The organism is Acinetobacter sp. AS23 (assembly GCF_023612055.1).
GTDB classification, from domain to species: Bacteria; Pseudomonadota; Gammaproteobacteria; order Pseudomonadales; family Moraxellaceae; genus Acinetobacter; species Acinetobacter oleivorans.
Map to the genome: position 1 here is coordinate 93,347 of NZ_CP082274.1, position 26,059 is coordinate 119,405.

A 26,059-nucleotide genomic window follows, 5' to 3' on the forward strand; every position below is an offset into this window, starting at 1 on the left:
AAGGGGGACGCCCCGTGCGTGCTGGTCTCTATGGGCACCAGTCTGTCAACCCTCTTTCGTTCTACCACCATAAATTAATTCGCGGTGATCTGGTGGTAGGACTCCATTTTTAAGGAGTTGGCCATGCCACAATTTAAACTCATTTTCTCTCTTATTTAACTATTTTATTTATTTAAAATTTGGGTTTCTTTAACCTGATTTTTTAAATTTATAAATTATTTTTATTTTAAAATCTTAATTATTTTATTTTCCTATTTTTGTGGGAGGATTAATTATTATTTAAAAAATTATTTTAATATTTAAGCGAATAATATTTCTGTTTTATTTAAAGATATAAATAATCATGAGAATAATATGAAACTTCATAAATTTATATTGTTTTTAAACCTTGTGGTCGGTGCTTACAGTATTACAAATGATGATGCCAATGCTCAGCAGGAATTTAAAAGAATTTGCTTGTCAGGTGAACACATGCAAGCCAGTTGTAATTGTGTTTGCCAACAGCTCGCGCAAGTGTATTCACCTCAAATCGTGCAACGTTTAAAACACACCAGTTTGCAAAGTCCTGTTCTCCCACAGGACTTTGCCCCTAACTTGTTCAGCAGCATTCAACGCTGCGATAAAACTGAAATGGGCTAAGTTCGCTTAGCTCCTTTATCTCTGTGTCGCAATGCTCTCTCAAACTTTAAATCAGCGCAAAAGTAAAAGTCCGTTGTGACACAGGGTCCTAAGCAGAGTTCTCTATTTTCTTTCACGGGAAAGGGGCTGTGTAGCCATATGAACGCAATAAAAAAAGCCCGATAGGCAATTAATGCGTATCGGGCTTTCTAATCAACAGAAGCGATCTACACCCTTTATGGCATAGAAAGCATGTCTGATTATTATTCTACAGTTACTGATTTCGCCAAGTTACGTGGCTGGTCAACGTCTGTACCACGTAATACAGCAACGTGATAAGACAACAACTGAACTGGTACGCTATAAACGATTGGTGCAAGCCATTCGTTTACTGCTGGAATATGCACAACGTGTTGACGGTCTTTTCCATTGATTCCGCTATTTTCATCAGCGAAAACGAATAATTCACCACCACGTGCCTGAACTTCTTCCATATTTGATTTTAGCTTATCAAGCATTTCATCATTTGGAGCAAGAATGACGATCGGCATTTCATTATCAACAAGTGCTAATGGGCCGTGTTTTAACTCACCAGCCGCATAACCTTCTGCATGAATATATGAAATTTCTTTTAGCTTTAATGCACCTTCTAATGCGATTGGATAATTCGTACCACGACCTAAGAATAAGCAGTGATTTTTTTCAACGAATAATTCAGACAAACGCAAAATTTCTGGATCATGTTTAAGCGTATCAAGAATAACTTTCGGGCTGTGCCATAGCTCACGCGTAATTTCTTCAAGAAGAGCAGGGCTAATACGTTGTTTCACTTGACCAATTTTCAAGATTAACAACATAAGCGCAGCGAGCTGAGTCGTGAACGCTTTAGTTGAAGCAACACCAATCTCAGGACCAGCAAGAGTCAATAAGTGATGATCAGTTTCACGAACCATTGAAGACGTAGCAACGTTACAGATAGTCAAAGTCTGAATATCGATATTGTTTGCTTTCGCACGTTTTTGAGTTTCACGTAGTGCCGCTAAAGTATCAGCAGTTTCACCTGACTGTGAAATACAAATATAAAGTGTATTTTCAACAATTACAGGGGTGCGATAGCGGAATTCACTCGCGATTTCAACTTGGCAAGGCACGCCAATCAGTTGTTCAAACCAATATTTCGCAATCATTCCTGAGTGGTAACTTGTACCACAAGCAATGATTTGTACGCTTTGAATTTTGTTGAAATCTGCATCAGCATTTTTCAAGAAATCATCACGTAAGCTATTGCCATCAAGCGCTTGAGAAATTGTTTGCTTGATTGCTTCTGGTTGCTCATAAATTTCTTTGAGCATGTAGTGCTTGTATTCACCTTTTGATGCACTGCTTACGGTTGCATCAAGCTCTCGTACTGGACGTTCAACGCGTTCGCCATTTGCGAATACTTCAATTGAAGTGCGAGTAAGACGTGCAATATCGCCTTCTTCTAGGTACATAAAGCGGTTAGTCACTGGTAAAAGTGCAAGTTGGTCTGAACTAATAAAGTTTTCACCAATACCTACACCAATGACTAAAGGTGAACCTTCACGTACAGTAATGAGTTCATCTGGATAATCGCTGTGGATAATACCTAGCGCGTAAGCACCTTTAAGCTGAGGTACAACAGTTTCAACAGCATCTAAAAGGCTATCTGTGCTTTTTAGTGCTTCAGCAACTAAGTGTGCAACAACTTCAGTATCTGTTTGAGAAGTAAAAACGTAACCTAATGCTTGAAGGTCGTCTTTTAATTCTTGGTAGTTTTCAATGATACCGTTATGTACAACAGCAACCTTACCCGACATATGTGGGTGAGCATTATTTTCAGTTGGTTTACCATGTGTTGCCCAACGGGTATGCGCAATCCCGATAGCCCCTGTAAGCTGGTGTTCAGCAACTGCATCGGCAAGATTAATAACTTTACCTACACGACGCTCACGTAAAATTTGTTGGTTATTCAGTAAAGCAACACCCGCAGAATCATAACCGCGGTATTCAAGACGTTTTAAACCTTCAATTAAAATCTCGGTTACACAACGCTCTGCAACGCCTCCGACGATACCACACATACTTCAATCCTCTTATTTTTTAACCTTTTGGGGACGTTGATAATTTGCTTTTGAAATTTGTTGCGCACGTTCAAAGGAGAGACTTTGTTCGGCTACATCTTTCGTAATCACAGAACCCGCACCAACTGTTGCGCCATTCCCAATGGTCACCGGAGCAACCAGCGAGCTATTAGAACCGATAAAAACGGCATCGCCAATAGTGGTTTTGTGTTTATTTGCACCGTCGTAATTACAAGTAATAGTACCTGCCCCAATATTTGATTCAGCACCGATTTCTGCATCACCTAAGTATGTGAAATGGTTAGCTTTACTACCTAGTCCAATCGATGTGTTTTTAACTTCAACAAAGTTGCCAATATGCACTTCATTTGCCAATTTAGCACCTGGGCGTAAGCGTGCAAATGGTCCAATTTGAGCATTTTCGCCTACAACTGCGCCATCAAAAACGCTGTAGGCCTGAACTTTAGTGCCTGCTGCAATTTTGGTGTTCTTTAAAATACAGCCAGCGCCGATTTCTACAAAATCACCAAGCTCACATTCACCTTCAATAATAACATTGATGTCAATACGAACGTCTTGTCCAACTTTTACAGAACCACGTAAATCAAAGCGTGCAGGGTCAAAGAACATTACACCTTGCTGCATGAGCTTTTTGACTTGCTCTTGTTGGAACTGGCGTTCTAAAGCTGCAAGTTGTAAGCGGTCATTAACCCCTTCAACTTCAAAAGCAAGCTCTGGTTCAACAGAGGCAACTTCTAAGCCATCTGCAATTGCCATTGCAACGATGTCAGTTAGGTAATATTCACCCTGTGCATTTTCATTTGAAAGTTTAGGCAACCACTCATGAAGTTTTGCGTTGCTAACACAGTAAATGCCTGTATTGAATTCTTTAATTTGGCGTTGTGCTTCGTTTGCATCTTTATGTTCAACAATGGCTTGGATTTTGCCATTTTGGCGCACAATACGGCCATAACCTGTTGCATCATCTACAGTAAGCGTAACTAAGCCAATTCCTGTCTGAGTCGATGCATCTAATAATTTTTGCAACGTATTTGCATTAATACATGGTACATCGCCTGATAAAATCAGTGAAACACCTTCTTTAGGAAGTACAGGTAAGGTCATTTGTACTGCATGACCTGTACCAAGTTGTTCAGCTTGCTCAACCCATTGAACATTTTCTTGGGCAAATGTTTGTTGTACGCGGTCACCACCATGACCATAAATCGTAATAATATTTTTAGCTTGTAATTGTTTTGCTGTTTCAATGACATGCCCTAATAGTGGGCGACCTGCTAAAGGTTGTAATACTTTAGGAAGCTGAGAACGCATACGCGTTCCTTTACCAGCAGCAAGAATAATGACGGTAGTTGACATGAATAACTCTAATGATTAAGTCAAATGGATAATAATTAGTGTACAAAGAGCAGCCCATACACCGGCAATAATATCGTCAAGCATAATACCAAAACCACCATGCACTTGACGATCAATAACACGGATAGGCCAAGGTTTCCAAACATCGAAAATTCGAAATAATATGAAGCCGACGATCACCCACATCCAGTTCATTTGTTGTAAGTAAATGAGAGGAAGAAAGGTAATAGATTGCCCTGCAAATTCATCCCACACAATTCGACCATCATCGTGTACATTTATGACTTTTGCTGTTTGACCACAAATATAAATCCCGACCAAAGACATGATAATTATCGCGATTAAGCTTAAGTTAAATCCAAGCGATAACCAGATCGGAACGAAGAGTAGGGCAAAAGCAGAGCCAAAAGTACCAGGGGCTTTAGGTGCGAGACCAGATCCGAAACCAACTCCACAGAAAACGATGCAGCGGTTGAACCAAGACATGTCTTTAAAATGAATCGGCGGCTTATGCAAAGTGTTGGTATCCATGAATTTGCAATGGGTAATCCGAACCCAAATGCTCAAAAGTTAGTTGTGTTTGCTCAACGATCTGTCCGATCATTGTAAACTTAATGTCTAGTTGTTTTTGCAAAAGTTTTTCATAATTTTGCGGTGTTATTGTAAAACATAATTCGTAGTCATCACCACCAGCTAGCGCATATTGCCAACGCTGCTGTTCTGGTAGTTTCTCTAGCGTTGAATCAATCGGTAACTTTTCTAAAAATAACCGAGCACCGACCTTTGAAGCTTTTAAAATATGGCCTAAATCTTGGGCTAATCCATCAGAAATATCAATCATGCTAGAAGCAAGGCCCTTTAACTGTTGTCCAAGCTGACAACGTGGTGTTGGGTAGTCTAGTCTTTTTTGTAATGGATGACCTGGGTGTTGTAAACCATATGCTGCATCTCCAACTTGACCGCTCACACACACATAGTCACCGACTTTTGCGCCTGAACGTAACACCGCTTGTCCAGCTTCAATCCAACCCATAGCCGTCACGGTAATGGTCAGATGTGGACCTTGGGTCGTATCTCCACCAATGAGAGCAACACCAAATTGATTACAGCAGTCATAGATTCCCTGACTGAATCCTTCGAGCCATTCATGGTCAATGGTAGGGAGGCTTAACGCAAGTAAGATACTATGGGGTTTAGCACCCATGGCAGCAATATCTGAAAGATTTACAGCCACACTTTTCCAGCCAATTGCATGCGCTGAGGTATTAAGAGGAAAGTGACGACCAGCAACTAGTGTATCTGCACAGATCACCAATTGTTGATTTTGGGGAGGGGTGATTAAGGCTGAGTCATCTCCAATACCTAAGGTGACATCTGTGTAAGATTGTCTGTTAAAGTATTGGTCAATAATAGAAAACTCAGCCATATCAACTTCAAACCTATTAGTTTGCTTGTTGTTTTTCAGCACTACGTAGTGTTGAACTTAAACGATCTAAAACGCCATTAATGTATTTATGGCTATCTGCTCCACCAAAGTGTTTGGCGAGTTCAATGGCTTCATCAAGAACTACACGATAAGGTACTTCTAAATGATCACGTAACTCATAAGCACCTAAACGTAAGGTTGCGAGCTCTACACCATCAAGTGCACTAAGTTCACGGTCAAGTACCGGAATGAGTAATGCATCAAGATCATCGCGCAGTGCAATCACTTGCGTTAGTAGTTCGTGATAGTAATTTAAGTCTACCTTGTGCATGGCATTTTCAGCACGAGTACGTGCTTCGATTTCATGTACAGGATTGTGACTCATTTGCCACTCATAAATACCTTGTACAGCAAAACGACGTGCTTTGCGTTTTGCTGCATAAGCGGCTTGCAGTGTTTGAGACATGCTTTAAATTGCCTTTAATAAATTAACCATTTCAATTGCAGTTAAAGCAGCTTCGCTACCTTTGTTTCCTGCTTTTGTACCTGAACGTTCGATGGCTTGCTCGATGCTATCAGTAGTTAATACACCATTGATGACAGGCAAGCTGCTTTCTAACGCGACTACACCTAAACCTTTTGCACATTCACCAGCAACGAAGTCAAAGTGTGGTGTGCTACCACGAATAACTGCGCCAAGTGCGATGATTGCATCAAATTGATTTGATGTAGCTAATTTTTTAGCAACAATCGGGAGTTCCCATGCGCCAGGAGCATGAATAACAGTAATGTTATCTTCATTTACACCATGACGTTTTAATGTGTCGATTGCACCATCCAATAAGTGTTCAACAACAAAACTGTTGAAACGACCCACTAAAATCGCATAACGACCTTCGCTTGCGAGATGTAATAAACCTTCAATACGGCGAATTGCCATAGCAACCTCGATTATTTCGTTGTGATTTGATCAGCAGTGACATATTCCACTACTTCTAAATTAAAGCCAGATAAAGCATTGAAACGTAATGGTGAGCTAAGAAGCTTCATTTTTTCAACACCTAAGTCACGCAAAATTTGAGCGCCTACACCAATGGTTTGATATTGATGTGAAAGTGCTGCATTGGATTTCACCGGTTTTGGTTTATTTAAATCATCCAACGCTGGTCCCAAGTCTTGCAAATGATCTTGCCCGATCCAGACTAAAACACCGCGATCACTCGCTGCAATTGTCTGTAGTGCACGGTCTAGATTCCACGCAGGTTCACCATCAGCTTTATTGAGCTTAAGTAAATCGCGAATTGGACTGAAACCATGTACACGTACTGTTGTAACACCTTCTTTTGGCTCGCCTTTGACTAAAGCCAAATGGATGTCCGGGTTACCAATCTCACGATAACGATAGAGTTCAAATGAACCATATTCTGTTTGAATCGTTTTTTGATCCAGACGTTCAACCGTTTGCTCATTGGTCATGCGGTAGTGAATCAAGTCCGCAATTGTACCAATTTTTAAGCCATGCTTCTCGGCAAAAATTTCTAAATCTGCACGGCGCGCCATTGTGCCATCTTCATTGATGATTTCACAAATGACAGAAGCTGGTTCAAGACCTGCTAAGCGTGTTAAATCACAGCCCGCTTCAGTATGACCCGCACGATGTAGAACACCGCCTGGCTGTGCCATTAACGGGAAAATATGGCCCGGTTGCACAATATCACTTGGCTTTGCATGCGCTGCGACAGCAGCTTGAATTGTATGTGCACGCTCTGCTGCTGAAATACCAGTTGTAATACCTTCAGCGGCTTCGATTGATAAGGTAAAGTTTGTACTATGCTGAGCACCGTTTTGGTCAACCATCAACGGAAGGTTTAACTGCTTACAGCGCTCACGGCTTAACGTTAGGCAAACTAGACCACGTGCATGGGTAATCATGAAGTTAATATCTTCAGGACGAACATGCGTTGCTGCAATGACAAGATCACCTTCATTTTCGCGATCTTCGTCATCCATCAAGATAACCATTTTGCCTGCACGAATATCGGCGACAAGATCTTCAACACGACTCAGCGGCATTCGCTCTCACCTTTTTTTGTCGTTAGACAATTTCTATTTAATAAATTTTGCATAGTTTACGCTGTTTAGAGAATTTTGCCTATGATTCTGATTTATCCAACTTTGCAACGAGATAGAATAGATCCAGCTTTATTTATACAAATAAATCATAAGAAAATGGAATAATTTAAAATAAAAACAAGGAATTTAAATAAAAAAAACCTAGCCAAAAGGCTAGGTTCTGATGTGCGCAGGTATTTTTTATGAAGCTGCACTGCTTGGACTATCATTTTGTGGGATTGATTTTTTTCCCATCAAAATCTCAGTGCGAATATTTTGAGCAAGTTCAGCGCACTCTGCATTCATGCCATTGATCATAAATGCATGACGAGTCATCACATTGCTTGGGTTTGGCATTGCAACAAGTTGATAGCTGTCTTGAATTGCCTTAAGTTGATCATTCTCAAGATATAAAGCAGATTCTTTCGCATGAAGATGCTGTGCTAAACGTTGAGCAGCTTCTTTCGCGTCAATTTGCATTGCTTCCACAGCATTACACGTTGCACTACGAGTTTGAAGCGCAAAGCGTTTATCTTCGCGGTAACGTTTATATAAAACGTCAGAGAGCAACTGAAATACGGTTCCAACCATAAGCAGACACTCTACAGCGTGAGCGTGCGAGGTTGAAATCGCAAGTGTAGCGCCGTCAGCATTAAACTCATTTACGACTTCAATGTCCGCTAACTTTAATTGGTAATGTTTCACGCATAACTCAATACTCTTGTTTAAAAAGAGCTGACAGAGTTTAAAGTACGGAACAGATACCGATTGGTTAACACTGCTTAATAACTGTTTAGGATCATAAAACTGAATATTGAGTGCCAACATGTGTTGGTCAGCTGAATCTGCTGTTTTCTCTGGTTGTGGACGAGCCGCCGGTTTACCTTTCGCTTGTTGTTGAGCTTGAGCAACCAACGTTACTGTATTTTGTTTTTCTAGAGCCAATGCCTGAGTTAACTGCTGAATTTCATGTTTCAAGCGGTTTTCTTCGTTAATACGTGCCAAATATTCGCTACGGGTTGGGCGAGCAATCGCGCGATAGGCAAGCCATAATAAAACATGCAAAAACAGAGAAGCTAAAATTGCTAGCCATTGAGTGCGCAGAATTTCACCAATGCTTGGTTGAATCAGCGTAATCTCGATAGAGCCCACTTTCTTTTCATTTTGCAGAGCATCGCGAGCAAAAATCTCACCTTGGCGAGTTTTTGAAATTCCACTCGTTGCCAGCACTTGTTTGTTGGCATCAAGAATGCGAATAGACGCAACGCTTGGATTGGTCGCATAGCGATTGGCAATCAGAGCTAAAGACACCGTATTGGCAGGTTCTAGCTCAGATAAGCTGTCTGCAACGAGTTGACTGGTCATGAGCTGACCTTGACTCGCACGGTTTTCATTGAGCTGGTGTGTCGTTGCAATCACCATTAAAAAGGTATGCAATGCAAAACTAACGATCAGTAGGCTAGCAAATAGCCCTTGTCTAGGCGCAATCAAGTTAAACTTCCAAGGCAATTATATTGAAATTCGATTATGATTCTTACAATAGTTGTCACTCAGACTAGAGTCAATTCATGCGAGAAATCATTCTTATATCCTTTTTAGGACCAGACCAACCAAACCAGTTTACCCGATTAATGCAAGTACTATCCGTACATTCATTGCAAATACTGGATGTAGGTCAGGCTGTTATTCATAATCAACTCACATTGGGCATTGTAGTCGCTTCCGATAATGAAACTGCGACCGCATTGGCAATGAAAGAAATTCTGATTTTAGCACATGATATTGGCTTAACAGTGCGCTTTAAACCAATCACAGGCGCAGAATACGATCAATGGGTAACTGAAGGTGGCCGCACTCGTTATATCGTCACGGCTTTAGCCCCTGAACTCACTGCTGCACACTTACAAGCGGTTACACAAATTGTGTCTAGCCAAGGCTTTAACATTGAAACTGTTACCCGTTTATCAGGCCGTGTCGACTTTGAAAAGGATAGCGCATTCCCGCGTCGTGCATGTGTACAGTTTGGTTTAAGCAGTGGCCCAACTTTAGATGCTCAAGCCATGCGTGCAGCATGTTTACTTCTTTCAAGTGAATTAAATATTGATGTCGCTGTTCAAGAAGACAACGCTTATCGACGTAACCGCCGTTTAGTTTGTTTTGATATGGACTCAACACTCATTGAACAAGAAGTGATTGATGAGTTAGCGATTGAAGCAGGGGTAGGCGCACAAGTTGCTGAAATCACTGAAAGAGCGATGCAAGGTGAACTTGATTTCCAGCAAAGCTTCCGTGCTCGTGTTGCATTATTAAAAGGGCTAGATGCTGCTGTTTTACCTAAAATTGCAGAGCGTTTAACCATTACTGAAGGTGCAGAGCGTCTTATCTCGACCTTAAAAGCGCTTGGTTATAAAACGGCAATTTTATCTGGTGGATTCCAATATTTTGCTGAATATCTACAAGGTAAACTTGGTATTGATGAAGTTCATGCCAACATCTTAGATGTGCAAGACGGTTTCGTAACGGGTGAAGTGAAAGGCGCAATTGTTGATGGCGCTCGTAAAGCTGAGTTATTACGCGAACTTGCAAATAAAATGGGTATTTCTCTAGAGCAAGCGATGGCAGTAGGCGATGGCGCAAACGATTTGCCAATGCTAGCGATTGCAGGGCTTGGTGTAGCTTATCGCGCTAAACCTTTAGTTCGTCAAAATGCAAATCAGGCTATTTCAAGTGTGGGCTTAGACGGGGTTCTATATTTACTTGGTATGCATGACAAAGATTTAAACCGTGCTTAATCTATAAGGCTAAGCTTTAAGCGCTACTTCAGAGTAGCGCTTTTTTTATGCAGAATCGTCATAAAAACAAGCATGTTATGCTCAAATCATGCACAGAAAAAAGGCAATAAAAAAATCTGAAAAAAACTTATTTTGGTCCTTAAAAACAGCATATTTTTTTGTAATGACACGCCAGAATTGATGCCATATAGGGAATCGAACTTTTTGAATTTTACAAAAATGTAATGACAAAAGAATGTTGCGACAAAGTATGTCGCATTAAGAAAAAACGGGTCTTTTTTTCTAAAAAAAAACATCCATAATGCATCCTAAGCTTCAACACAAATTATGAATTAAAGTTGTTTTTGGAATGAGGTCGGGTTTTTAAGACCGAATCTTTTTAGACGTTTTCATTAAGACGGAGGTTTCTATGGTAACAGCGAATTTTGCCGCTATCGCCGGATTCAGCTTGATCGCTGTCGCGCTTGTTGCTGTTTTCTTTTCTCCTTACCGTCGTTGGCTTGGTTTTATGCTTGCAGGGATGTTCTTTTGGGGGCTATTGGAAGTGGTCCGTTTTGGAGTTCAAGTCACTTTTGAAATGCCAGTCACATATAGTTATTTAACTGCACTAAGTCTAGCGATGGTAATGGTTACATTTGTTTTGTTACGTGAGGATAAACAGGCACAAAAGGCTTTGGCAAATCGCCAATATATAGAACACACGCCAGTATATGAAGATGATCAGCAGCAATGTTCTAGCCGATAATTAAATTGTTATCTAACGGTAAAAAGGTATGCACAGCATGCCTTTTTTATTTACGAAACGTGATTTTTATTATACAAAGCATTTATTAAAAAATAGCCAGTTATGCTACGATAGACGCGTCTGTTGACGTTTCATCTAGATTGCGTTGCCAGCTAAAAATTATCAGTTGATGCACAAAACACAAGCAATGGTATGTCCTTGTTGAGTTTTGCTCTAAAGTTTTCATAAAAATACAATAGGCGTGAATGTTCATGAAACTTTCTTCTATACCTGTAGTCAAGTTACCTCTCGTTGATGTCAGTACAGACCCGTTAGATTTATTGGTAGCAGGTTTAGTGCTGCGTATGAAGCAATTGGCACGTACTAGTCCTAAGTTTATTGAATTGATTCATGACCGCGCTTTCCGTATTCAGATTGGTACGGACTTAGGTGTTGCACGTCAGATCATTATTAATAATGGACAGATCGATACTGTTGCAGGTGCACCTGAAAAAGCTGACTTTATCTTGCAGTTTGCAGATAGCGAACAGGGTGTAAAAACTTTGATTAAAGGTGACCCAACTGCATTTATGACAGGCATGCAAAACGGCAGTATTAAAATGGAAGGAGACTTCAGCCTACTTGTTTGGTTTAACCAAGTGGCTAGACTCATTCCACCTAAGTTGCCAAAACCAGTTAAAGAGAAAGTACGTCAAGCACGCGCTTTTATTAAAGAGAAAACTGGTCGCTAATCGCCAGATATAAAAAAACTCCCAAATGGGAGTTTTTTTATATCTACGCTTCGACTTCTAGATTGAAAGTCACGGGACCATCATTAATGAGATGAACCTTCATATCAGCTGCAAAAATGCCGGTTTGAACTTTTTCAAATTGTGAATGGGCATATTCAACCAACTGTTCATATAACGCTTTTGCATCTGCTGGTGGCATGGCTGGGCCAAAATCTGGACGTAAACCTTTTTGCGTTTGAGCCATCAGGGTAAATTGTGAAACAAGCAGGATTCCTCCATTTGCTTGAGAGACATTCCAGCCCATTTTGCCTTGTTCGTCATCAAAGATGCGATATTTCAAAATCTTATCAATAAGCTTCTGGCCAATTGCTAAAGTGTCATCACGGCCAATGCCTAAAAAAACCAGTAGTCCATGTTGGATTTCACCAGTAGTCTCACCGTCAACCACCACTTTGGCTTCAAGAACTCGTTGTATTAAAGCGCGCATAGTTAAAGCAAATTTCTGCAATTAATTGAATTGGTTTAGTTTAGCAGAATTTAAATTAAATGATTTTTAAAAGGAAATTTCATGGAATTGCAACAATGGTCTAAAAGCTCGCAATTGATTTATAAAAATATGCTTTAATGCTAAGAAGCAAGCGAATAATCATTGACTATGTCTCCAATTATCCATTCTTTACTAGATACAGACTTGTACAAATTTACGATGTTACAAGTGGTTTTGCATAAATTCCCGCAAACCCATAGTGTCTACCATTTCCGCTGTAGAAATTTAGAAGATACTGTCTATCCACTAGTAGATATTTTGGATGATTTAAACGAACAACTCGACTATTTGTGTAGTCTTAAATATAAAGAAGACGAGCTTCAATATTTACGTAAATTGCGCTTTATAAAAAGTGACTTTGTCGATTATTTAGAACTGTTTCAACTGAAGCGACGCTTTATTCGAGCTAGCATCGATGCGGAAGGTCGTTTGGATATTCATATTGAAGGTCCAATGGTTCAAGCCATGATGTTTGAAATTTTTGTATTGGCAATTGTAAATGAACTTTATTTTAGCCGTATCAAAACCGATGAAGTATGGGCTGAAGGCGAGCGCCGTTTAAAGGCTAAGCTTGAATTGATTCAGGAATATGAAAAAACACAAAAACCGAATGACCCGCCATTCTTAGTTTCTGATTTTGGTACACGTCGCCGTTATAGCTTCGTATGGCAAAAACATGTGGTGGCAGCCTTTCATAAAACAGTACCAAATGTGTTCCGTGGTACAAGTAATGTCCTGCTTGCAAAAGAGTTAAACATTACGCCAATTGGGACCATGGCTCATGAATTCCTACAAGCTTTTCAGGCACTTGATGTACGACTGCGTGACTTTCAAAAAGCTGCTTTAGAAACATGGGTGCAAGAATATCGCGGAGACTTAGGAATTGCTTTGACTGACGTTGTTGGTATGGATGCGTTCCTCCGAGATTTTGATTTGTATTTTGCGAAACTCTTTGATGGCTTACGCCATGACAGTGGTGATCCTTACGAATGGGGCGATAAGGCTTATGCGCATTATCGTAAATTAAAAATTGATACCAAAACCAAGATGCTGACTTTTAGCGATGGTCTTAATTTGCCAAAAGCATGGGAATTACATCAATACTTTAAAGATCGTTTTCAGGTGAGTTTTGGTATTGGAACTAATTTGACTAATGATATGGGACAAAAGCCGCTCAATATTGTGTTGAAACTAGTCGAATGTAATGGTCAGTCGGTTGCGAAAATTTCTGATAGTCCCGGTAAAACCATGACCGATAACGATACCTTCTTAGCTTATTTGCGTCAGGTTTTTGAAATTGAAGAACTTGAAGAAGTCGTTTAAGTAAAAAGTAGTCTCGCTATTTTGTATTTTTAAAAGTAAGAGTGCTGATATCTGATTTTCTGCTAAAGAGTTGCAGAAAATCAGAGTTTGTTAGATATAAGCTTATGCTAATATGAAATTAAGCTGGTATAAAAAGAAACCATGACGATGACACTCCCGGATTTTAAACTCGATTTATTAATAGAAGCAGAAGAATTAGTGCCTTATTTAGGCAATGAATATATTCGCATTGTAGATTTGAGCCGTGCTTCTGTTTATGAGCAACTTCATATTCCGCATGCTATTCACTTACAACCTAAATGGTTAGTGTCTCAACACGAAGAAGCCACTGGCATTTTGCCAGATGAAGCAGGTTTACAAGCACTGATTGAGAAATTGAATATTTCACCTAATCATCATGTTGTGGTCTATGACGATGAAGGCGGAGCATGGGCTGGACGTTTAATCTGGAATTTGCATTGCTTAGGATTCACCCGTACCAGTTTAATTAATGGCGGTATCCATGCATGGTTAGGAGCAGGGTTACCAACTACAGCAGAAGTCGAAGAAGTTTCTCCTGTTACAGACTTAATTCAGATTGATTTATCGCATGCCGCTCAGTTCCGTGTGAACTATGAAGAGCTACGCAAACAAGTAGAACAAGAAAATGTTCAATTGTGGGATTGCCGGACGAGTGATGAATATAGTGGGATCCGTTTAGCAGCGCGACGCGGCGGTCACATTCCAAATGCACTCCATTTTGAATGGAGTACTGCACTTAATCGGCAAAATCATCTAAAATTGCACCCGCTTGAACGCACGCGGCAGCGCCTTGAACAACTTGGGTTCGATTTACAGCAACCTGTAGTTGTGTACTGCCAGTCACATCACCGTTCCGGTTTGGCCTATATTTTGGCTAGGCTCTTGGGCTGGGAAGCAAAAGCCTATGATGGTGCGTGGAGTGAATGGGGCAATCGCCTCGATAGTCCTATTATTACTGGAGAATCACCGTCGTGAGTTTCACATCTCGATTAAAAAAAGAATTATTTATTAAGGCACAAAACCTTGTACCACAGCACCAATTGAGCCGTGTGGTAGGTAAAGTTGCTGCGAGTGAAAATCCAGTTGTGAAAACTGCTGTTATTCATGCATTTAAAACCAAATATGGGATTGATTTATCGATTGCTGAACAAGGCAACGCACTAAAATATAAATCTTTTAATGACTTTTTTACTCGTGCTTTGAAAGATGGCGTGCGTCTTGTTGACGAAAATGCAGATAGCATCGTGTCACCTGCTGATGGCGCAATTTCTCAAATTGGTAAAATTACTGCGGGTGAAGTATTTCAAGCAAAAGGCCAAAGCTTCTCTGTAGAGAAACTTATTGGCGACCCACAACTTGCTCAGCCGTTTCAAGAAGGCGAGTTCGCGACAGTCTATCTATCTCCACGCGATTACCACCGTGTACATATGCCGTTTGCAGGTACATTAACTGAAACGTTGTATGTACCGGGTGAGCTATTTTCGGTAAATCAGGTGACTGCTGAAAATGTACCGGGACTATTTGCCCGTAATGAACGCATGGTGTGTTTGTTTGATACTGAACTTGGCCGTATGGCTGTTGTTTTAGTGGGGGCAATGATTGTTGCTGGTATTGAAACTGTGGCGACAGGTAAAGTGAAACCTTCAGGTCGTATCGAATTACAGCATCATCAGTTAAAGCTAGAAAAAGGTGCCGAGCTTGGACGTTTTTATTTAGGTTCTACCGCAGTTATTTTATTTGAAAAAGATAAGATCGAATGGGAACAACGTTTTAAAGCTGAGTCTGTGGTTGTAATGGGCGAGCGCATGGGACATACAGTTTAGTAAGCGATATAATCCCTATAAAACAAGTAAACCCTGAGTTTAATTATTCAGGGTTTATTTTTTGATTTAAATTATATAAAAGCAAAATATATAACTATGTCTGGATTTATATTATATGGAAATATAATTATTATTAAGTGATCTGAAATAGGACGCTATATTAACTAGCCTATAAATATGTGTCTAAAGAGAGCAAAAATATTAATGTGATTGAAAATTAATAAATAAAAATAGAAAGAAATATTTAAGTTAGACTTAAGTCGTAATTTTAATTTTATTTGAAGATAAGTTATTAAATTTAAAAAAATTATTTAATTTTATAAATGTGAAGCGATTTTTAGATATTGCACAGCCTTTAGCCTTGGCACAATGCTTGCTAACTATTCAGGACCTTACTGTAATTTTCATATTTTTAGGTTCTGAAATCATGTTAAAAGTTAAACGCCTGACAGCTTCGGTTTTATCTGTACTTTGTATTTCACTCAGCCATGCCAATGATTTTAAAGTTTTAAATCAAATTTCAAAACAGCCTACTCAACTTCAAAGTGGCGAATATAAAGGTAATTATTACGTTCCATCTACTTTAAAAACCATTACATGGGGTTATTTACCGAATCGGGATGCCAAACCCGTACTTACTGTTCCGTCGGGTAGTGTTGTGACATTTGATACGGTTTCTCATGAAGGTTTGCTTGAAGACCAAGGGCGTAATGCTGAAAAGTTCTTTCAATCGAAAGGTGTCAAATCTAATGAAATATTGGAAGATGCAAAAACGATTACGCAGTCAAATTTAAAGCATGATTTTCATAAAGATGGGCCACATATTGTGACAGGTCCTGTTGCAATTGAAGGCGCACAGCCCGGTGATATTTTGAAAGTTGAGGTACTTAAAGTTGAGCCGCGTGTACCTTACGGTGTTATTTCAAATCGACATGGTAAAGGTGCTTTAGTCGGGGAATTTCCTAAAAAAGCAAAGCAAGAAAATGCATCGGCTGAGCATCCTGAACGCTATGGAAATGTCTCAATTTTCACACCAATTGAAAAAAATGCTAAAGGTGAGTACGAAGGTGTATTAAAAACAGAATCGGGTAAATCAATACGGTTCCCGCTTTATCCTTTTATGGGAATTATGGGGGTAGCAGCCAATACTTCTGAGCCTGTTCACTCTGTACCCCCTGCAATGTATGGTGGAAATATTGATATTAATGAACTAGGTGCAGGTTCAACAGCCTATTATCCTGTTCAGGTCAAAGGCGCATTATTCTATACGGGTGATAGCCATTTCGCGCAAGGGGATGGTGAAGTAGCATTAACTGCACTCGAAGCTTCAGCACGTGCAACACTAAAATTTACCTTGCTCAAAGCAGGTAAAGATAAAATACCGGGCAAAGAGCTAAAACAACCTTTAGCTGAAAATGCTGAGTTTTGGATTACACCGGGACTTGATGAAGATCTTGATGAAGCGATGAAAAAGTCTACACGTGAAGCCATTCGTTTCCTAAATCAAGAATACGGTATTGATGAAGCAACGGCTTATGCGTATTTAAGTGCCGCAACTGATTTTGAAGTTTCACAAGTTGTAGATAAAACCAAAGGGATCCATGCAAAAATCAGAAAAGCTGATTTTAAAGAGTTTGAGAGTAAATAATTAAAAAGGGAGCAATGCTCCCTTTTTAATTATTTAGTCCAACCATATTTTTTGAAAATAGTATTGCCTTGCTGAGACGATAAGAACTCTACAAAACGTTTAGCTTCAGCATCTTTTAAACTATGCTTGGTTAAGGCTACACCTATATCTCGATAGACAACCAGCTCTGGTTCAATAGGTATAATTTGCCCAACATCTGGGTTACTAATTCCCCAAATATTAAAAACTAACCAAGCATCATAGCTGCTATTTTCTTCCCAGTTTTTCTTGGCAATACCTGTATTGGCTGCATAGGTGGCAATATTTTTTCGAACAGATTTGGTTAATTGAATATTGCCAGTTCTACCAGCGATATCCTCCCACATACCGACCTGACCTGCACCATGAGTAACTAAAACTTTAACGCCAGATTTAGCTAGGTCTTTAAATCCTTTAATATTTTTAGGATTTCCTTTGCGTACTAAAATGGCCGCGGGGCGTAAATATAAAGGTTCCACCGAGTCTTTTATAATTTGCTCAGAAAAAGCATTTTCAAAATCAGACATCATGGCTTCAGAACCACTATATATAACATCGGCATCAAGTTTCGCTTTGTCAGACCATTGAGAAGTAGGCCCAGACGTTACATGGACTGCTATGCCCGTTTTATTGGTGAATTGTTTAGCGGCTTCTTTCATGGCGGGTGCTGGTCCACCAGGACCATACACTTGTACATCTGCAAAGCTATGGATAGGTAGAGAACCGAGAATAAGACAAATCAGGTATGGTATAAATTTATATTGTTTTGACATTTTAATCGCTATAGTAATTAAGAAAATATCAGCATATATTTTTTATTATTTAAACGGGATTAATTTTTGCAACGATATTTATAATACATTTCTTTAAAATATATTTTAATGAGATTTTAAGTAACTGTATAAATGTAAATTCTTTTGAATTAAATATAACTATAGAAGTTTTTATGGTAATTTATATTTTATAAATTGATTATTTGAATAGATATATTGTAAATAATAGAGGCGTAATCCCTTGATTAAAAAAAGTAATTCTTTTTTAAAAATTTTATTTAGCAGCGCTTGTTTGGTGTCTGGTTCTGCTATGGCTGCTCCCATTACAGATTTGGGTAAGCAAATTGTGAGCGATAAACCGGGTTCAATACTGTCTCTAGAACGGCAAGATGTGACGGATTTATTTCCTCATGCTGATCAGCGTTTGTTAGTTAATTATCGTAGTCGAGGGATTCAGGGCGAGCCCATTGTGGCATCGGCTTTTATTTTATTACCGAAAGGCACTCCGCCAAAAAATGGTTGGCCGATACTCGCTTGGGCGCATGGCACGACTGGAGTTGCCGATACTTGTGCACCTTCGGGTGATTATGTTGGTGGGCCAGTTCATTCATACCAAGAAGTTGCTTCAAAAGCTTTAGATGGTTGGCTTGCACGTGGCTATGCAGTTGTTGCACCAGATTATCAGGGCTTAGGTACACCGGGTGGGCATCCTTACATGAATGCAAAGAGCCAATTGCATACGGTAGTTGATGCAGTGCGTGCATTACATGTGCTTAAGCCCAAGAGTTTTAATAAACAGTGGTTTGTGATGGGGCACAGTCAAGGCGGAGCTGCGGCAATTGCAGTGTCTGCCTATGGTCAAAAAGATGCGCCCGAACTGGATTTAAAAGGGGCAATCGCTCTTGCGCCAGGTGGCTATCAATATGAAGGCATCGCAGAATATGTGCAGAGTAATCCAAACCCAGAACCAAGTGTGGCAGCATTTTTCCCGATTGTGTTATTGGGTGCGCAAGCAGCAGATCCAAGCATCGTTCCTGAAAAGCTGGTAAGTCCTGAAATGAACACTGTGCTGACTCAAGCGCGCAGTCGTTGTTTATCTGAACTTCAATCTGATTTGAAGAAATCTCCTTCTAGCATATTTCGATCTGATGCTGATTTAAAACCTCTTTTGGCTTATCTAAAACAACAGTCCATTGAAAATATGGTACCTACCGTGCCATTAATGATTGTTCAAGGTTCTAAAGATCATTTAGTCGACCCGAGAGGCACATCTGCTTATTATCAGCAGCTATGTAAATTAAAAAAACCAACTATATATCAAACGATTGATGGCGGAGATCATCGTGATGCACTACGCCAGAGCAATACTTTTGCTACTCACTTTTTAAATGTAATAGAGAAAAACCAAAGTAAATCCTATTGCTCGACTTCTAAGTAAATTGGTTTAAATGCTAAAAAAGCCGACTTTTCATGAGCCGGCTTTTTATATTTGAAGAGGTGACTTTAGGTCAGGTTATACAGTCTTTCTTTAGGGAAAACTGCGTTAAAATCAGCCTTCATATTCACGCCCATTTTTGCGCCATTTTCCATCAGCACCTTTATACCAGTCTGGGGCTACAGCTGGGCCTCGTGCTCCTGAGCCTTCTCGTGACTCATCTATATAATCAATTTTATCAATGTACACTGTATCTTCTCGGCCTTCATAAACTCTGCTGCGTAACAGTATTGTACGGTGCTTCCAATCAATACTTTTAAGTTCTCCTTGCTCGCAACGTTGATTTATTGAACCACCAAAATGTCCCCAAACCATTAAATACTTGCCCATAGGTATGCATCTTAATTGATCATCAATAGTTTCTATGTAAGGTTCTTCTTCGATTGGCTCAAGTGACTCAATTTTATCAAAAGAGATTAGTCCAATTGATTCACCTTCTATGAATACACGAATTGATACAAGAATAGTCTGTTGATCTTTATCAATATGAAGAACTTTTACTTTTAATGATTCTCCACTTTTTAAACCAAGAATAAAGCAATCAGTTATTTCTGCATTATTCGATATTATTTCTACAGGGTTAATAGTCATTTAAGCCTCGCTTAATTATTATGTTAGCTGTTCTTATGGGTTAAGTTATTTGTAGCGATTTAATAATACTGAATTATTCTTAAAATAAAAGTTGTTTTTAAAACTATTAGATAATTCGTTTAAATGGTGTTTTTTATTTTAATCATTTTTTAAATTATCAATGATATTAATTATATATATTGTATAAATTGGGTGGTTTTGTATTTTAAAAGTACAGTTAGTATATCTATTTCATAAATTCTAATCTATGAAATAGATACGAGGAAAAAGAAGATTTATTAAATAACTTATATAGGCTGACCATAGGTTATATTTGATATTATCAATGACAAAAAATTAAAATCATGTCCATAATAAATTATATATAAAAAATGGCTAAGTATTTTTCACTGCGTCTATTTAATATCCACCCTTTGCGTGAAATGAATACTTTTTAAGCCATGTTATATAGTCTTTCTTTTGGAAAAACTGCGGTAAACGTTGATCCTTCGTTTTCTTTAGACTGCACATCTAAATACGCGCCGTGTTGCATCAGCACGTGTTTTACAATCGCAAGACCTAAACCTGTACCACCTGTTTGGCGACTACGGTCACTGTCAACACGATAGAAGCGTTCAGTTAGTCGTGGTAAATGTTTAGGGTTAATTCCAATGCCTGTGTCTTGTACACTAAAGAACGCATGTTCACCATCATCATGCCAGCCAATGGTAATTGTTCCACCTTTTGGCGTGTACTTGATGGCATTGGTAATTAAGTTACTAAATGCACTGGCGATTTCCATGTCGGAACCAATCAGGTCACAGTGGCTATCAATATGTAAATTGAGCGTATGTCCATAATCGGCATTGTAGGCCTGAGCATCATCAAAGAGTTGACTCATTAAACTCGGCATTTCAATAATCTGATTCTTTGCAATTTTTTTATTATTTTCTAAATTCGATAACAGCAGTAAATCATTCACCAAAGCATTCATACGCTTGGTTTGTGACTGCATCTGATCAAACGCACGTTTCCAGCGCGGACTAATATCTTCTTGATCGGTAAAGGTCTCGATATAACCACTCAGTACCGTTAATGGTGTACGAAGTTCATGAGAAATATTATCGACGAAGTCTTTACGCATTTGCTCAAGGTTGTGCATACGCGTAACGTCGTAAGCCACCAATAAGCGACTTTCTCCACCAAATCTTGTCAGCTTAACCTGTACATAGCGGTCATCATCAAAATTTGAGTGAAGCTTAATCCCGTCGGGTGCTTGATCAATATTGTTAAAATATTCAATAAAGGTCGGCTGACGTAAAATGGTTAATAAGTTACGACCACGATCGAGAGGGCTGATTCCTAACAAACGTTCGGCAGCAGGGTTCCACCACTCGATTTGATGTTGGTCATCAATTAAAACAACGGCTTCAGCAAGTGCAACCAAAGAAGACTGAGCTCGGTCAATTAAACCGACCATTTCTGCCTGAACAATTCGTTCTTGGCGCTGAGCACGATAGACATTAAATAATAATGCCCCCCAAATCCCATTAAGATTTGGAGGAACGTCATAAGGTTTATTCGCAATCCAGTCATTGACCAGATATAAAGAACGCAACTGGAGTGTAAAAAATACCACGAAGGCGATAAAAATACAGCTCCAGAAATACCCAAGGCCTAAACCGACTAAACCGGCAATAATTAGAAAAAATAATAAGAGCCGTAAATCTTGTTTGGCAAACGTCCATAAACTACTGTAGCGGGAAAGTTTTTGTTCACGTACCTGTTCGGGGACGGGGTAGGGTTCATACATAAATCTTGGTTAACCTGCGGCTAAATCTGCACGTGTTGAGAAACGGTAGCCAGTTCCACGCACAGTCTGAACAAATCGGTCTACACCAAAAGGTTCTAAAACTTTACGCAAACGGCGAATGTGCACATCGATAGTGCGGTCTTCGATATATACATTACCGCCCCATACCTGATCGAGCAACTGGGCACGTGTATATGCACGCTCTGGATGGGTCATAAAAAATGCAAGTAAGCGATATTCAGTTGGGCCCATATCTAAAATGCTGTTGCCAAAGCTAACACGCTGGCTTACAGGATCAAGAATTAAGCCATTGGCATCAATGGTTTTTTCGCCACTTAATGCATTAGCACGACGCAGAACTGCTTTAATACGTGAAACCAGTTCACGTGTTGAAAAAGGCTTAGTCATGTAGTCATCTGCACCTGCGTCAAGACCTTGTACTTTGTGGTCTTCTTCTCCGCGAGCAGTCAACATAATGACCGGAATTTCTGCTAGGTTTTCATCTCGTTTTAAGCGGCGACATAAATCGACACCACTTACGCCTCCAGGTAACATCCAATCAAGCAAGATAAGCGCCGGACGTTGGTCGACGATAATTTGATGAGCTTGTTTGGCATCTTCTGCCTGTAAACACTGAAAGCCTGCCATGTCCAAAGAAGTATGGATCATTTCGCGAATAGGAAGCTCATCATCGACAATTAAAATATAGTCATCTTTCACAGCGCAATATCCTATAGATTTAACGGTGAACCGTTTTGTAGTTATGACAGGCTTATTACAAAGATTAATTATGACAATTTCATTGCAGAAAAGTCTATAAAATTAAATTTAGCAATAATTTGTGACAAAACTAAGGCAAAGGTATGACCAAATTATGACATGAAGTCTTTAATTTTCTTAAAATCATTCAAAGGGTTATCACTTGAATCGCTTAACTCATTTTGCACATTTATGGCTGTCAAAAAACTTTAATATTATTTTGAAACTTGCGCTAATAAAGATAAGAAAACGATACGGCATGCGGTTAAAACCTGTTCAAGCGACTGTTCAAACCCTCCCATGACCCATCGAATCGCAATTTGAGTGACATATCCATTTAAGCCAGTTGCGATTAAAGAGAGCTCATTTTCATGGTGTTGAATTTGCGGCATGGTCAGCATAACAAAGGCTTGAATCATGCGATCAAATTGCGCAAGTGTTTCTTGAATTGTGGCCTGATTATGTAACTCTTGTACCAAAACGGCATCGACATAGATAATACGAGCTAATCTTGGGTCGTCTTTTAAGGTCGTCAGCAGTGCTCTTAAACCAGCATCCACCATTTTTTCTGGATCGGGTGCAGCTTTAATCACGGCTTGCATCAGATTTTGCTGTAATTCTTCAATCATTTTTAAAAAGATGGTTTGGAATAAATCTTCACTCTTCTTAAATGATTCATAAAAATAACGTTCTGTGAGTTTTGCCTCTTGGCAGACATCTTTTACCGTCACGGAAAAAAAACCGAGCGTTCCGTAAGTCGCAATACCTGCTTCAATCAGTTTTTCACGGCGGGCCTCTTTACGTTCTGATAGAGATAACCCTTTGAACTGACGTTCTTTACTCACACTTTTTGTTTTCTTTTTACTGGTTGAGTCGTTAGTCGCCATAAATAAGTCGTTTCCTAAAGATTGGTTTCCTAATTTATAGGTTTTGGCCAAATATGCTCACTATGATAAAGCTCTCAGAAGAATTGTGCCATTCTATCTGAAATTACAGTGTACTATATTGACAATGGATATTGTCAAAATTATATTGAAGATGTCTGAACTGCACATGCAATGAACCGGTTGTGCAAATATCGAAAAACAAAGGATGGACAATGAAAAATTTTAAAAACAAAGTCGCTGCAATTACGGGCGCAGGTTCTGGCATTGGGCAACAGTTAGCAATTCTTTTGGCAAAACAGGGCTGCCATCTTTCGTTGAGTGATATTAATGAAAAAGGATTACAACAAACTGTCGAGCTTTTAAAACCGTACAGCAATATTACGGTTACCACCAAAAAGCTTGATGTGTCGGATCGGGACGCGGTAAAGCAGTGGGCACAAGAAACTGTGCAAGATCACGGTTCTGTTAACCTAATTTTTAACAATGCTGGTGTTGCTTTAGGCTCAACTGTTGAAGGTGCGACCTACGAAGATTTAGAGTGGATCGTTGGGATTAACTTCTGGGGTGTCGTGTACGGAACTAAAGAGTTTTTACCGTTCATTAAGCAAACTCAAGATGGCCATATTATTAACATCTCCAGCTTATTTGGTCTGACTGCTCAACCGACTCAGTCTGGTTATAACGCGACTAAATTTGCTGTACGTGGTTTTACCGAATCATTACGCCAAGAGTTGGATATTGAAAAAAGTGGTGTAAGCTCGTTGTGCGTACATCCAGGTGGAATCCGCACCAACATTGCTAAATCTGCAAAAATGAGTGATAGCTTGAATAGTTTAGGTATGGACCCGACTAAATCAATTCAAAACTTTGACAAGCTACTACGTACTCCACCTGAAGAAGCAGCTCGTCAAATTTTACAAGCTGTCTTAAAAAATAAACGCCGTTTATTGATTGGTAGTGATGCAAAAATTCTTGATGCATTCCAGCGTTTATTCCCAACGGGATATCAACGTGCTTCAACCATTGTGACCAAATTAATGAAATAATTTTTTAATGTAAAAAAGCCATCAAATGATGGCTTTTTTATGTGGTTTAGTTAGTTCTAAATAAGAACTTTGATCTTCTTTTTCTTCCAGATAAATTGATAATACAGGCCTTGAATAATACATAAACTAACGAATGCCAAGGCATAGGCAACCCAGATTCCTTTAAGGCCCCATATTGAGCTAAACCAGTAAGCACATGGAATTTCAATAAATAAAATAGCAGAAATATTAAGTAGCATTGGAACAGTCACGGTTCCGCTGGCACGCATGATCGATGCAAAAATGGCACCTGCACCAAAGAATAAAATTGCCCACAGCACAATAAATAAAAGTTGCTGCCCTAACACCACCACAGTTGGGTCGGTAATAAACAAAGCCATTAAATATTTTGAAAATAGATAGCCAAGTGCAATTAAGGTACCTGTAAATAAAAAGTTCATTCCCAAAGCTGTGCGGGTTACCCGTGCTAACAGATCTGATTTGCCAGCACCAATCGCTTGTGCAGCAAAAATTGAAGCCGCAATTGAGATCGATAAGGCAGGGAACTGAATGTAGTTGAGCACCTGATTCACTGCACCATACGCTGCTGTAGCATGTGATCCATAACGGTTAACTAACCCAACAATAACTAAGCCAGCCATTGAGGTGGTAATCATTTGAATGCCGGTCGGAACGCCTAAGCGCAAAATGATTTTGCTTAGTTCTGGATTGTGACGGATATGTTGCAGAAGCTGACGATTCGGCCGAAGTGGATGATTTTTCTTATTTAGATAAATCGCGAGAAAAATTAATATTGCGATATAACTAATAATTGATGCTATAGCAGGAGCAATAATCCCTAGAGCAGGAAAGCCAAAATAACCTTTAAGTAGAATTGGTGTAATAATTACACCGATGACACTGGTTAAAGCCAATGCTAGTAAAGGCGTGGTACTGTCGCCTACACCACGTAAAATTGAGGTATAAATAATATAAACAAACAGAAGCGGGCTACCCGCCAGCATCCATTGCACATAAGGCAAAGCAAGATGCATGACCTTAGGGTCAGTACCCAATAACTCTAAAATATCGTGGGCAAAAAACACGCCGATAATCGCGGTAATTACCCCACCAATCAGTGTCATAAATAGGGTAGAACCAACCACACTTTGGACTTTCTCTATATTTTGTGCACCCCACGCTTGCCCTACTAAAACAGTAGTACCCGTTGAAATCCCGATAATAAAAGCGAGAAGCAAGAATAAAATAGGGAAATATACAGAAACTGCTGCAATTGCATCTACTCCCATCATTTGACCAACGAAGATGGTGTTAATCGTCCCCGACAAGTTTTGCAAAATATTGGTTGCAATGAGTGGCAGTAAGAAAACAAAAAATGTTTTCCATAGATTTTGCTGGTGAATTAAAGACTGTCTTGGTGGCATGTGTTCTCC

The 26,059-nt window shown here is 39.4% G+C and carries 24 protein-coding genes and 1 pseudogene; 10 read left to right on the forward strand and 15 right to left on the reverse strand.

Going from position 1 to position 26,059, the window contains the following annotated elements; translation table 11 throughout:
* Positions 1-354: 354 nt before the first annotated feature.
* Positions 355-649 (forward strand): annotated as a pseudogene (locus tag K6I41_RS00425) (hypothetical protein).
* A 232-nt stretch (positions 650-881) separates the two neighbouring features.
* Here the strand turns inward: K6I41_RS00425 and glmS are convergent.
* The 8 genes from glmS to K6I41_RS00465 all read right to left on the reverse strand — a co-directional run bounded on the left by glmS (position 882) and on the right by K6I41_RS00465 (position 9,144).
* Positions 882-2,720 (reverse strand): glutamine--fructose-6-phosphate transaminase (isomerizing), encoded by a 1,839-nt coding sequence (gene glmS / locus K6I41_RS00430; protein ID WP_005300481.1) that lies wholly within the window; start codon positions 2,718-2,720, stop codon positions 882-884.
* Positions 2,721-2,732: 12 nt separating this feature from the next.
* Positions 2,733-4,097 carry a bifunctional UDP-N-acetylglucosamine diphosphorylase/glucosamine-1-phosphate N-acetyltransferase GlmU gene (glmU, locus tag K6I41_RS00435; protein WP_250375007.1) on the reverse strand — a complete coding sequence of 455 codons (1,365 nt, stop codon included), beginning with the start codon at positions 4,095-4,097 and terminating at the stop codon, positions 2,733-2,735.
* Between the two features lie 15 nt (positions 4,098-4,112).
* Positions 4,113-4,628, reverse strand: coding sequence for a phosphatidylglycerophosphatase A family protein (locus tag K6I41_RS00440; RefSeq protein WP_013196559.1), 516 nt, complete (start codon positions 4,626-4,628; stop codon positions 4,113-4,115).
* Positions 4,606-5,523, reverse strand: coding sequence for a thiamine-phosphate kinase (gene thiL / locus K6I41_RS00445; protein ID WP_250375008.1), 918 nt, complete (start codon positions 5,521-5,523; stop codon positions 4,606-4,608). Before thiL ends, K6I41_RS00440 begins: the two co-directional genes overlap by 23 nt.
* Positions 5,524-5,539: 16 nt before the next feature.
* Positions 5,540-5,989, reverse strand: a complete 450-nt coding sequence (gene nusB, locus K6I41_RS00450) for a transcription antitermination factor NusB (RefSeq protein ID WP_004790142.1) — start codon at positions 5,987-5,989, stop codon at positions 5,540-5,542.
* A 3-nt stretch (positions 5,990-5,992) separates the two neighbouring features.
* Positions 5,993-6,463 carry a 6,7-dimethyl-8-ribityllumazine synthase gene (ribH, locus tag K6I41_RS00455; protein ID WP_002119264.1) on the reverse strand — a complete coding sequence of 157 codons (471 nt, stop codon included), beginning with the start codon at positions 6,461-6,463 and terminating at the stop codon, positions 5,993-5,995.
* A gap of 11 nt (positions 6,464-6,474) precedes the next feature.
* Entirely contained in the window at positions 6,475-7,596 is a 1,122-nt protein-coding gene (gene ribBA / locus K6I41_RS00460) for a bifunctional 3,4-dihydroxy-2-butanone-4-phosphate synthase/GTP cyclohydrolase II (RefSeq protein ID WP_003654193.1), read from the reverse strand.
* A gap of 240 nt (positions 7,597-7,836) precedes the next feature.
* Positions 7,837-9,144 carry a hypothetical protein gene (locus tag K6I41_RS00465; RefSeq protein WP_081399092.1) on the reverse strand — a complete coding sequence of 436 codons (1,308 nt, stop codon included), beginning with the start codon at positions 9,142-9,144 and terminating at the stop codon, positions 7,837-7,839.
* A gap of 59 nt (positions 9,145-9,203) precedes the next feature.
* On the opposite strand from K6I41_RS00465, the gene serB reads away from it, so the two are divergent.
* The 3 genes from serB to K6I41_RS00480 all read left to right on the forward strand — a co-directional run bounded on the left by serB (position 9,204) and on the right by K6I41_RS00480 (position 11,903).
* Entirely contained in the window at positions 9,204-10,427 is a 1,224-nt protein-coding gene (gene serB, locus K6I41_RS00470) for a phosphoserine phosphatase SerB (protein WP_004790139.1), read from the forward strand.
* A gap of 409 nt (positions 10,428-10,836) precedes the next feature.
* Complete coding sequence (aciT, locus tag K6I41_RS00475) at positions 10,837-11,172, forward strand: ciprofloxacin tolerance protein AciT (protein WP_004704819.1); 336 nt, start codon at positions 10,837-10,839, stop codon at positions 11,170-11,172.
* Between the two features lie 251 nt (positions 11,173-11,423).
* Entirely contained in the window at positions 11,424-11,903 is a 480-nt protein-coding gene (locus K6I41_RS00480; RefSeq protein WP_013196563.1) for a hypothetical protein, read from the forward strand.
* Between the two features lie 43 nt (positions 11,904-11,946).
* Here K6I41_RS00480 and dtd read toward each other — a convergent pair whose 3' ends face one another.
* Positions 11,947-12,390, reverse strand: a complete 444-nt coding sequence (gene dtd, locus K6I41_RS00485; protein WP_005300497.1) for a D-aminoacyl-tRNA deacylase — start codon at positions 12,388-12,390, stop codon at positions 11,947-11,949.
* A gap of 168 nt (positions 12,391-12,558) precedes the next feature.
* On the opposite strand from dtd, the gene pncB reads away from it, so the two are divergent.
* The 4 genes from pncB (at position 12,559) to K6I41_RS00505 (ending at position 17,265) form a co-directional block, all read left to right on the forward strand.
* A complete protein-coding gene (pncB, locus tag K6I41_RS00490) occupies positions 12,559-13,773 on the forward strand; it encodes a nicotinate phosphoribosyltransferase (RefSeq protein ID WP_005300500.1) in 1,215 nt (404 codons plus the stop codon).
* Positions 13,774-13,920: 147 nt separating this feature from the next.
* On the forward strand, positions 13,921-14,769 hold the full coding sequence (locus tag K6I41_RS00495; protein ID WP_016801778.1) for a sulfurtransferase: 849 nt from the start codon (positions 13,921-13,923) through the stop codon (positions 14,767-14,769).
* Positions 14,766-15,617: an archaetidylserine decarboxylase gene (asd, locus tag K6I41_RS00500; RefSeq protein ID WP_004790127.1), complete on the forward strand. Its 852-nt coding sequence runs from the start codon at positions 14,766-14,768 to the stop codon at positions 15,615-15,617. Before K6I41_RS00495 ends, asd begins: the two co-directional genes overlap by 4 nt.
* A 427-nt stretch (positions 15,618-16,044) precedes the next feature.
* On the forward strand, positions 16,045-17,265 hold the full coding sequence (locus tag K6I41_RS00505) for an acetamidase/formamidase family protein (RefSeq protein WP_151744771.1): 1,221 nt from the start codon (positions 16,045-16,047) through the stop codon (positions 17,263-17,265).
* A 29-nt stretch (positions 17,266-17,294) separates the two neighbouring features.
* Here the strand turns inward: K6I41_RS00505 and K6I41_RS00510 are convergent, their stop codons facing one another.
* Positions 17,295-18,056 (reverse strand): AcfC family putative adhesin, encoded by a 762-nt coding sequence (locus tag K6I41_RS00510; protein WP_250375009.1) that lies wholly within the window; start codon positions 18,054-18,056, stop codon positions 17,295-17,297.
* Between the two features lie 241 nt (positions 18,057-18,297).
* On the opposite strand from K6I41_RS00510, the gene K6I41_RS00515 reads away from it, so the two are divergent.
* A complete protein-coding gene (locus K6I41_RS00515) occupies positions 18,298-19,494 on the forward strand; it encodes an alpha/beta fold hydrolase (protein ID WP_250375010.1) in 1,197 nt (398 codons plus the stop codon).
* A gap of 111 nt (positions 19,495-19,605) precedes the next feature.
* Here K6I41_RS00515 and K6I41_RS00520 read toward each other — a convergent pair whose 3' ends face one another.
* The 4 genes from K6I41_RS00520 to K6I41_RS00535 form a co-directional block, all read right to left on the reverse strand.
* A complete protein-coding gene (locus K6I41_RS00520; protein WP_151822344.1) occupies positions 19,606-20,142 on the reverse strand; it encodes a hypothetical protein in 537 nt (178 codons plus the stop codon).
* Between the two features lie 433 nt (positions 20,143-20,575).
* Positions 20,576-21,934, reverse strand: a complete 1,359-nt coding sequence (gene phoR / locus K6I41_RS00525; RefSeq protein WP_013196569.1) for a phosphate regulon sensor histidine kinase PhoR — start codon at positions 21,932-21,934, stop codon at positions 20,576-20,578.
* A 9-nt stretch (positions 21,935-21,943) separates the two neighbouring features.
* Positions 21,944-22,654 (reverse strand): phosphate regulon transcriptional regulator PhoB, encoded by a 711-nt coding sequence (gene phoB, locus K6I41_RS00530; RefSeq protein ID WP_000650776.1) that lies wholly within the window; start codon positions 22,652-22,654, stop codon positions 21,944-21,946.
* Positions 22,655-22,908: 254 nt separating this feature from the next.
* The gene (locus tag K6I41_RS00535; RefSeq protein WP_031949648.1) at positions 22,909-23,580 is read right to left on the reverse strand and encodes a TetR/AcrR family transcriptional regulator; all 672 of its coding nucleotides are present in this window, start codon (positions 23,578-23,580) and stop codon (positions 22,909-22,911) included.
* Positions 23,581-23,792: 212 nt separating this feature from the next.
* On the opposite strand from K6I41_RS00535, the gene K6I41_RS00540 reads away from it, so the two are divergent.
* Positions 23,793-24,626 (forward strand): SDR family NAD(P)-dependent oxidoreductase, encoded by an 834-nt coding sequence (locus K6I41_RS00540; RefSeq protein ID WP_005300520.1) that lies wholly within the window; start codon positions 23,793-23,795, stop codon positions 24,624-24,626.
* Between the two features lie 56 nt (positions 24,627-24,682).
* Here K6I41_RS00540 and K6I41_RS00545 read toward each other — a convergent pair whose 3' ends face one another.
* A complete protein-coding gene (locus tag K6I41_RS00545; RefSeq protein WP_250375011.1) occupies positions 24,683-26,050 on the reverse strand; it encodes an MATE family efflux transporter in 1,368 nt (455 codons plus the stop codon).
* Positions 26,051-26,059: the final 9 nt, after the last annotated feature.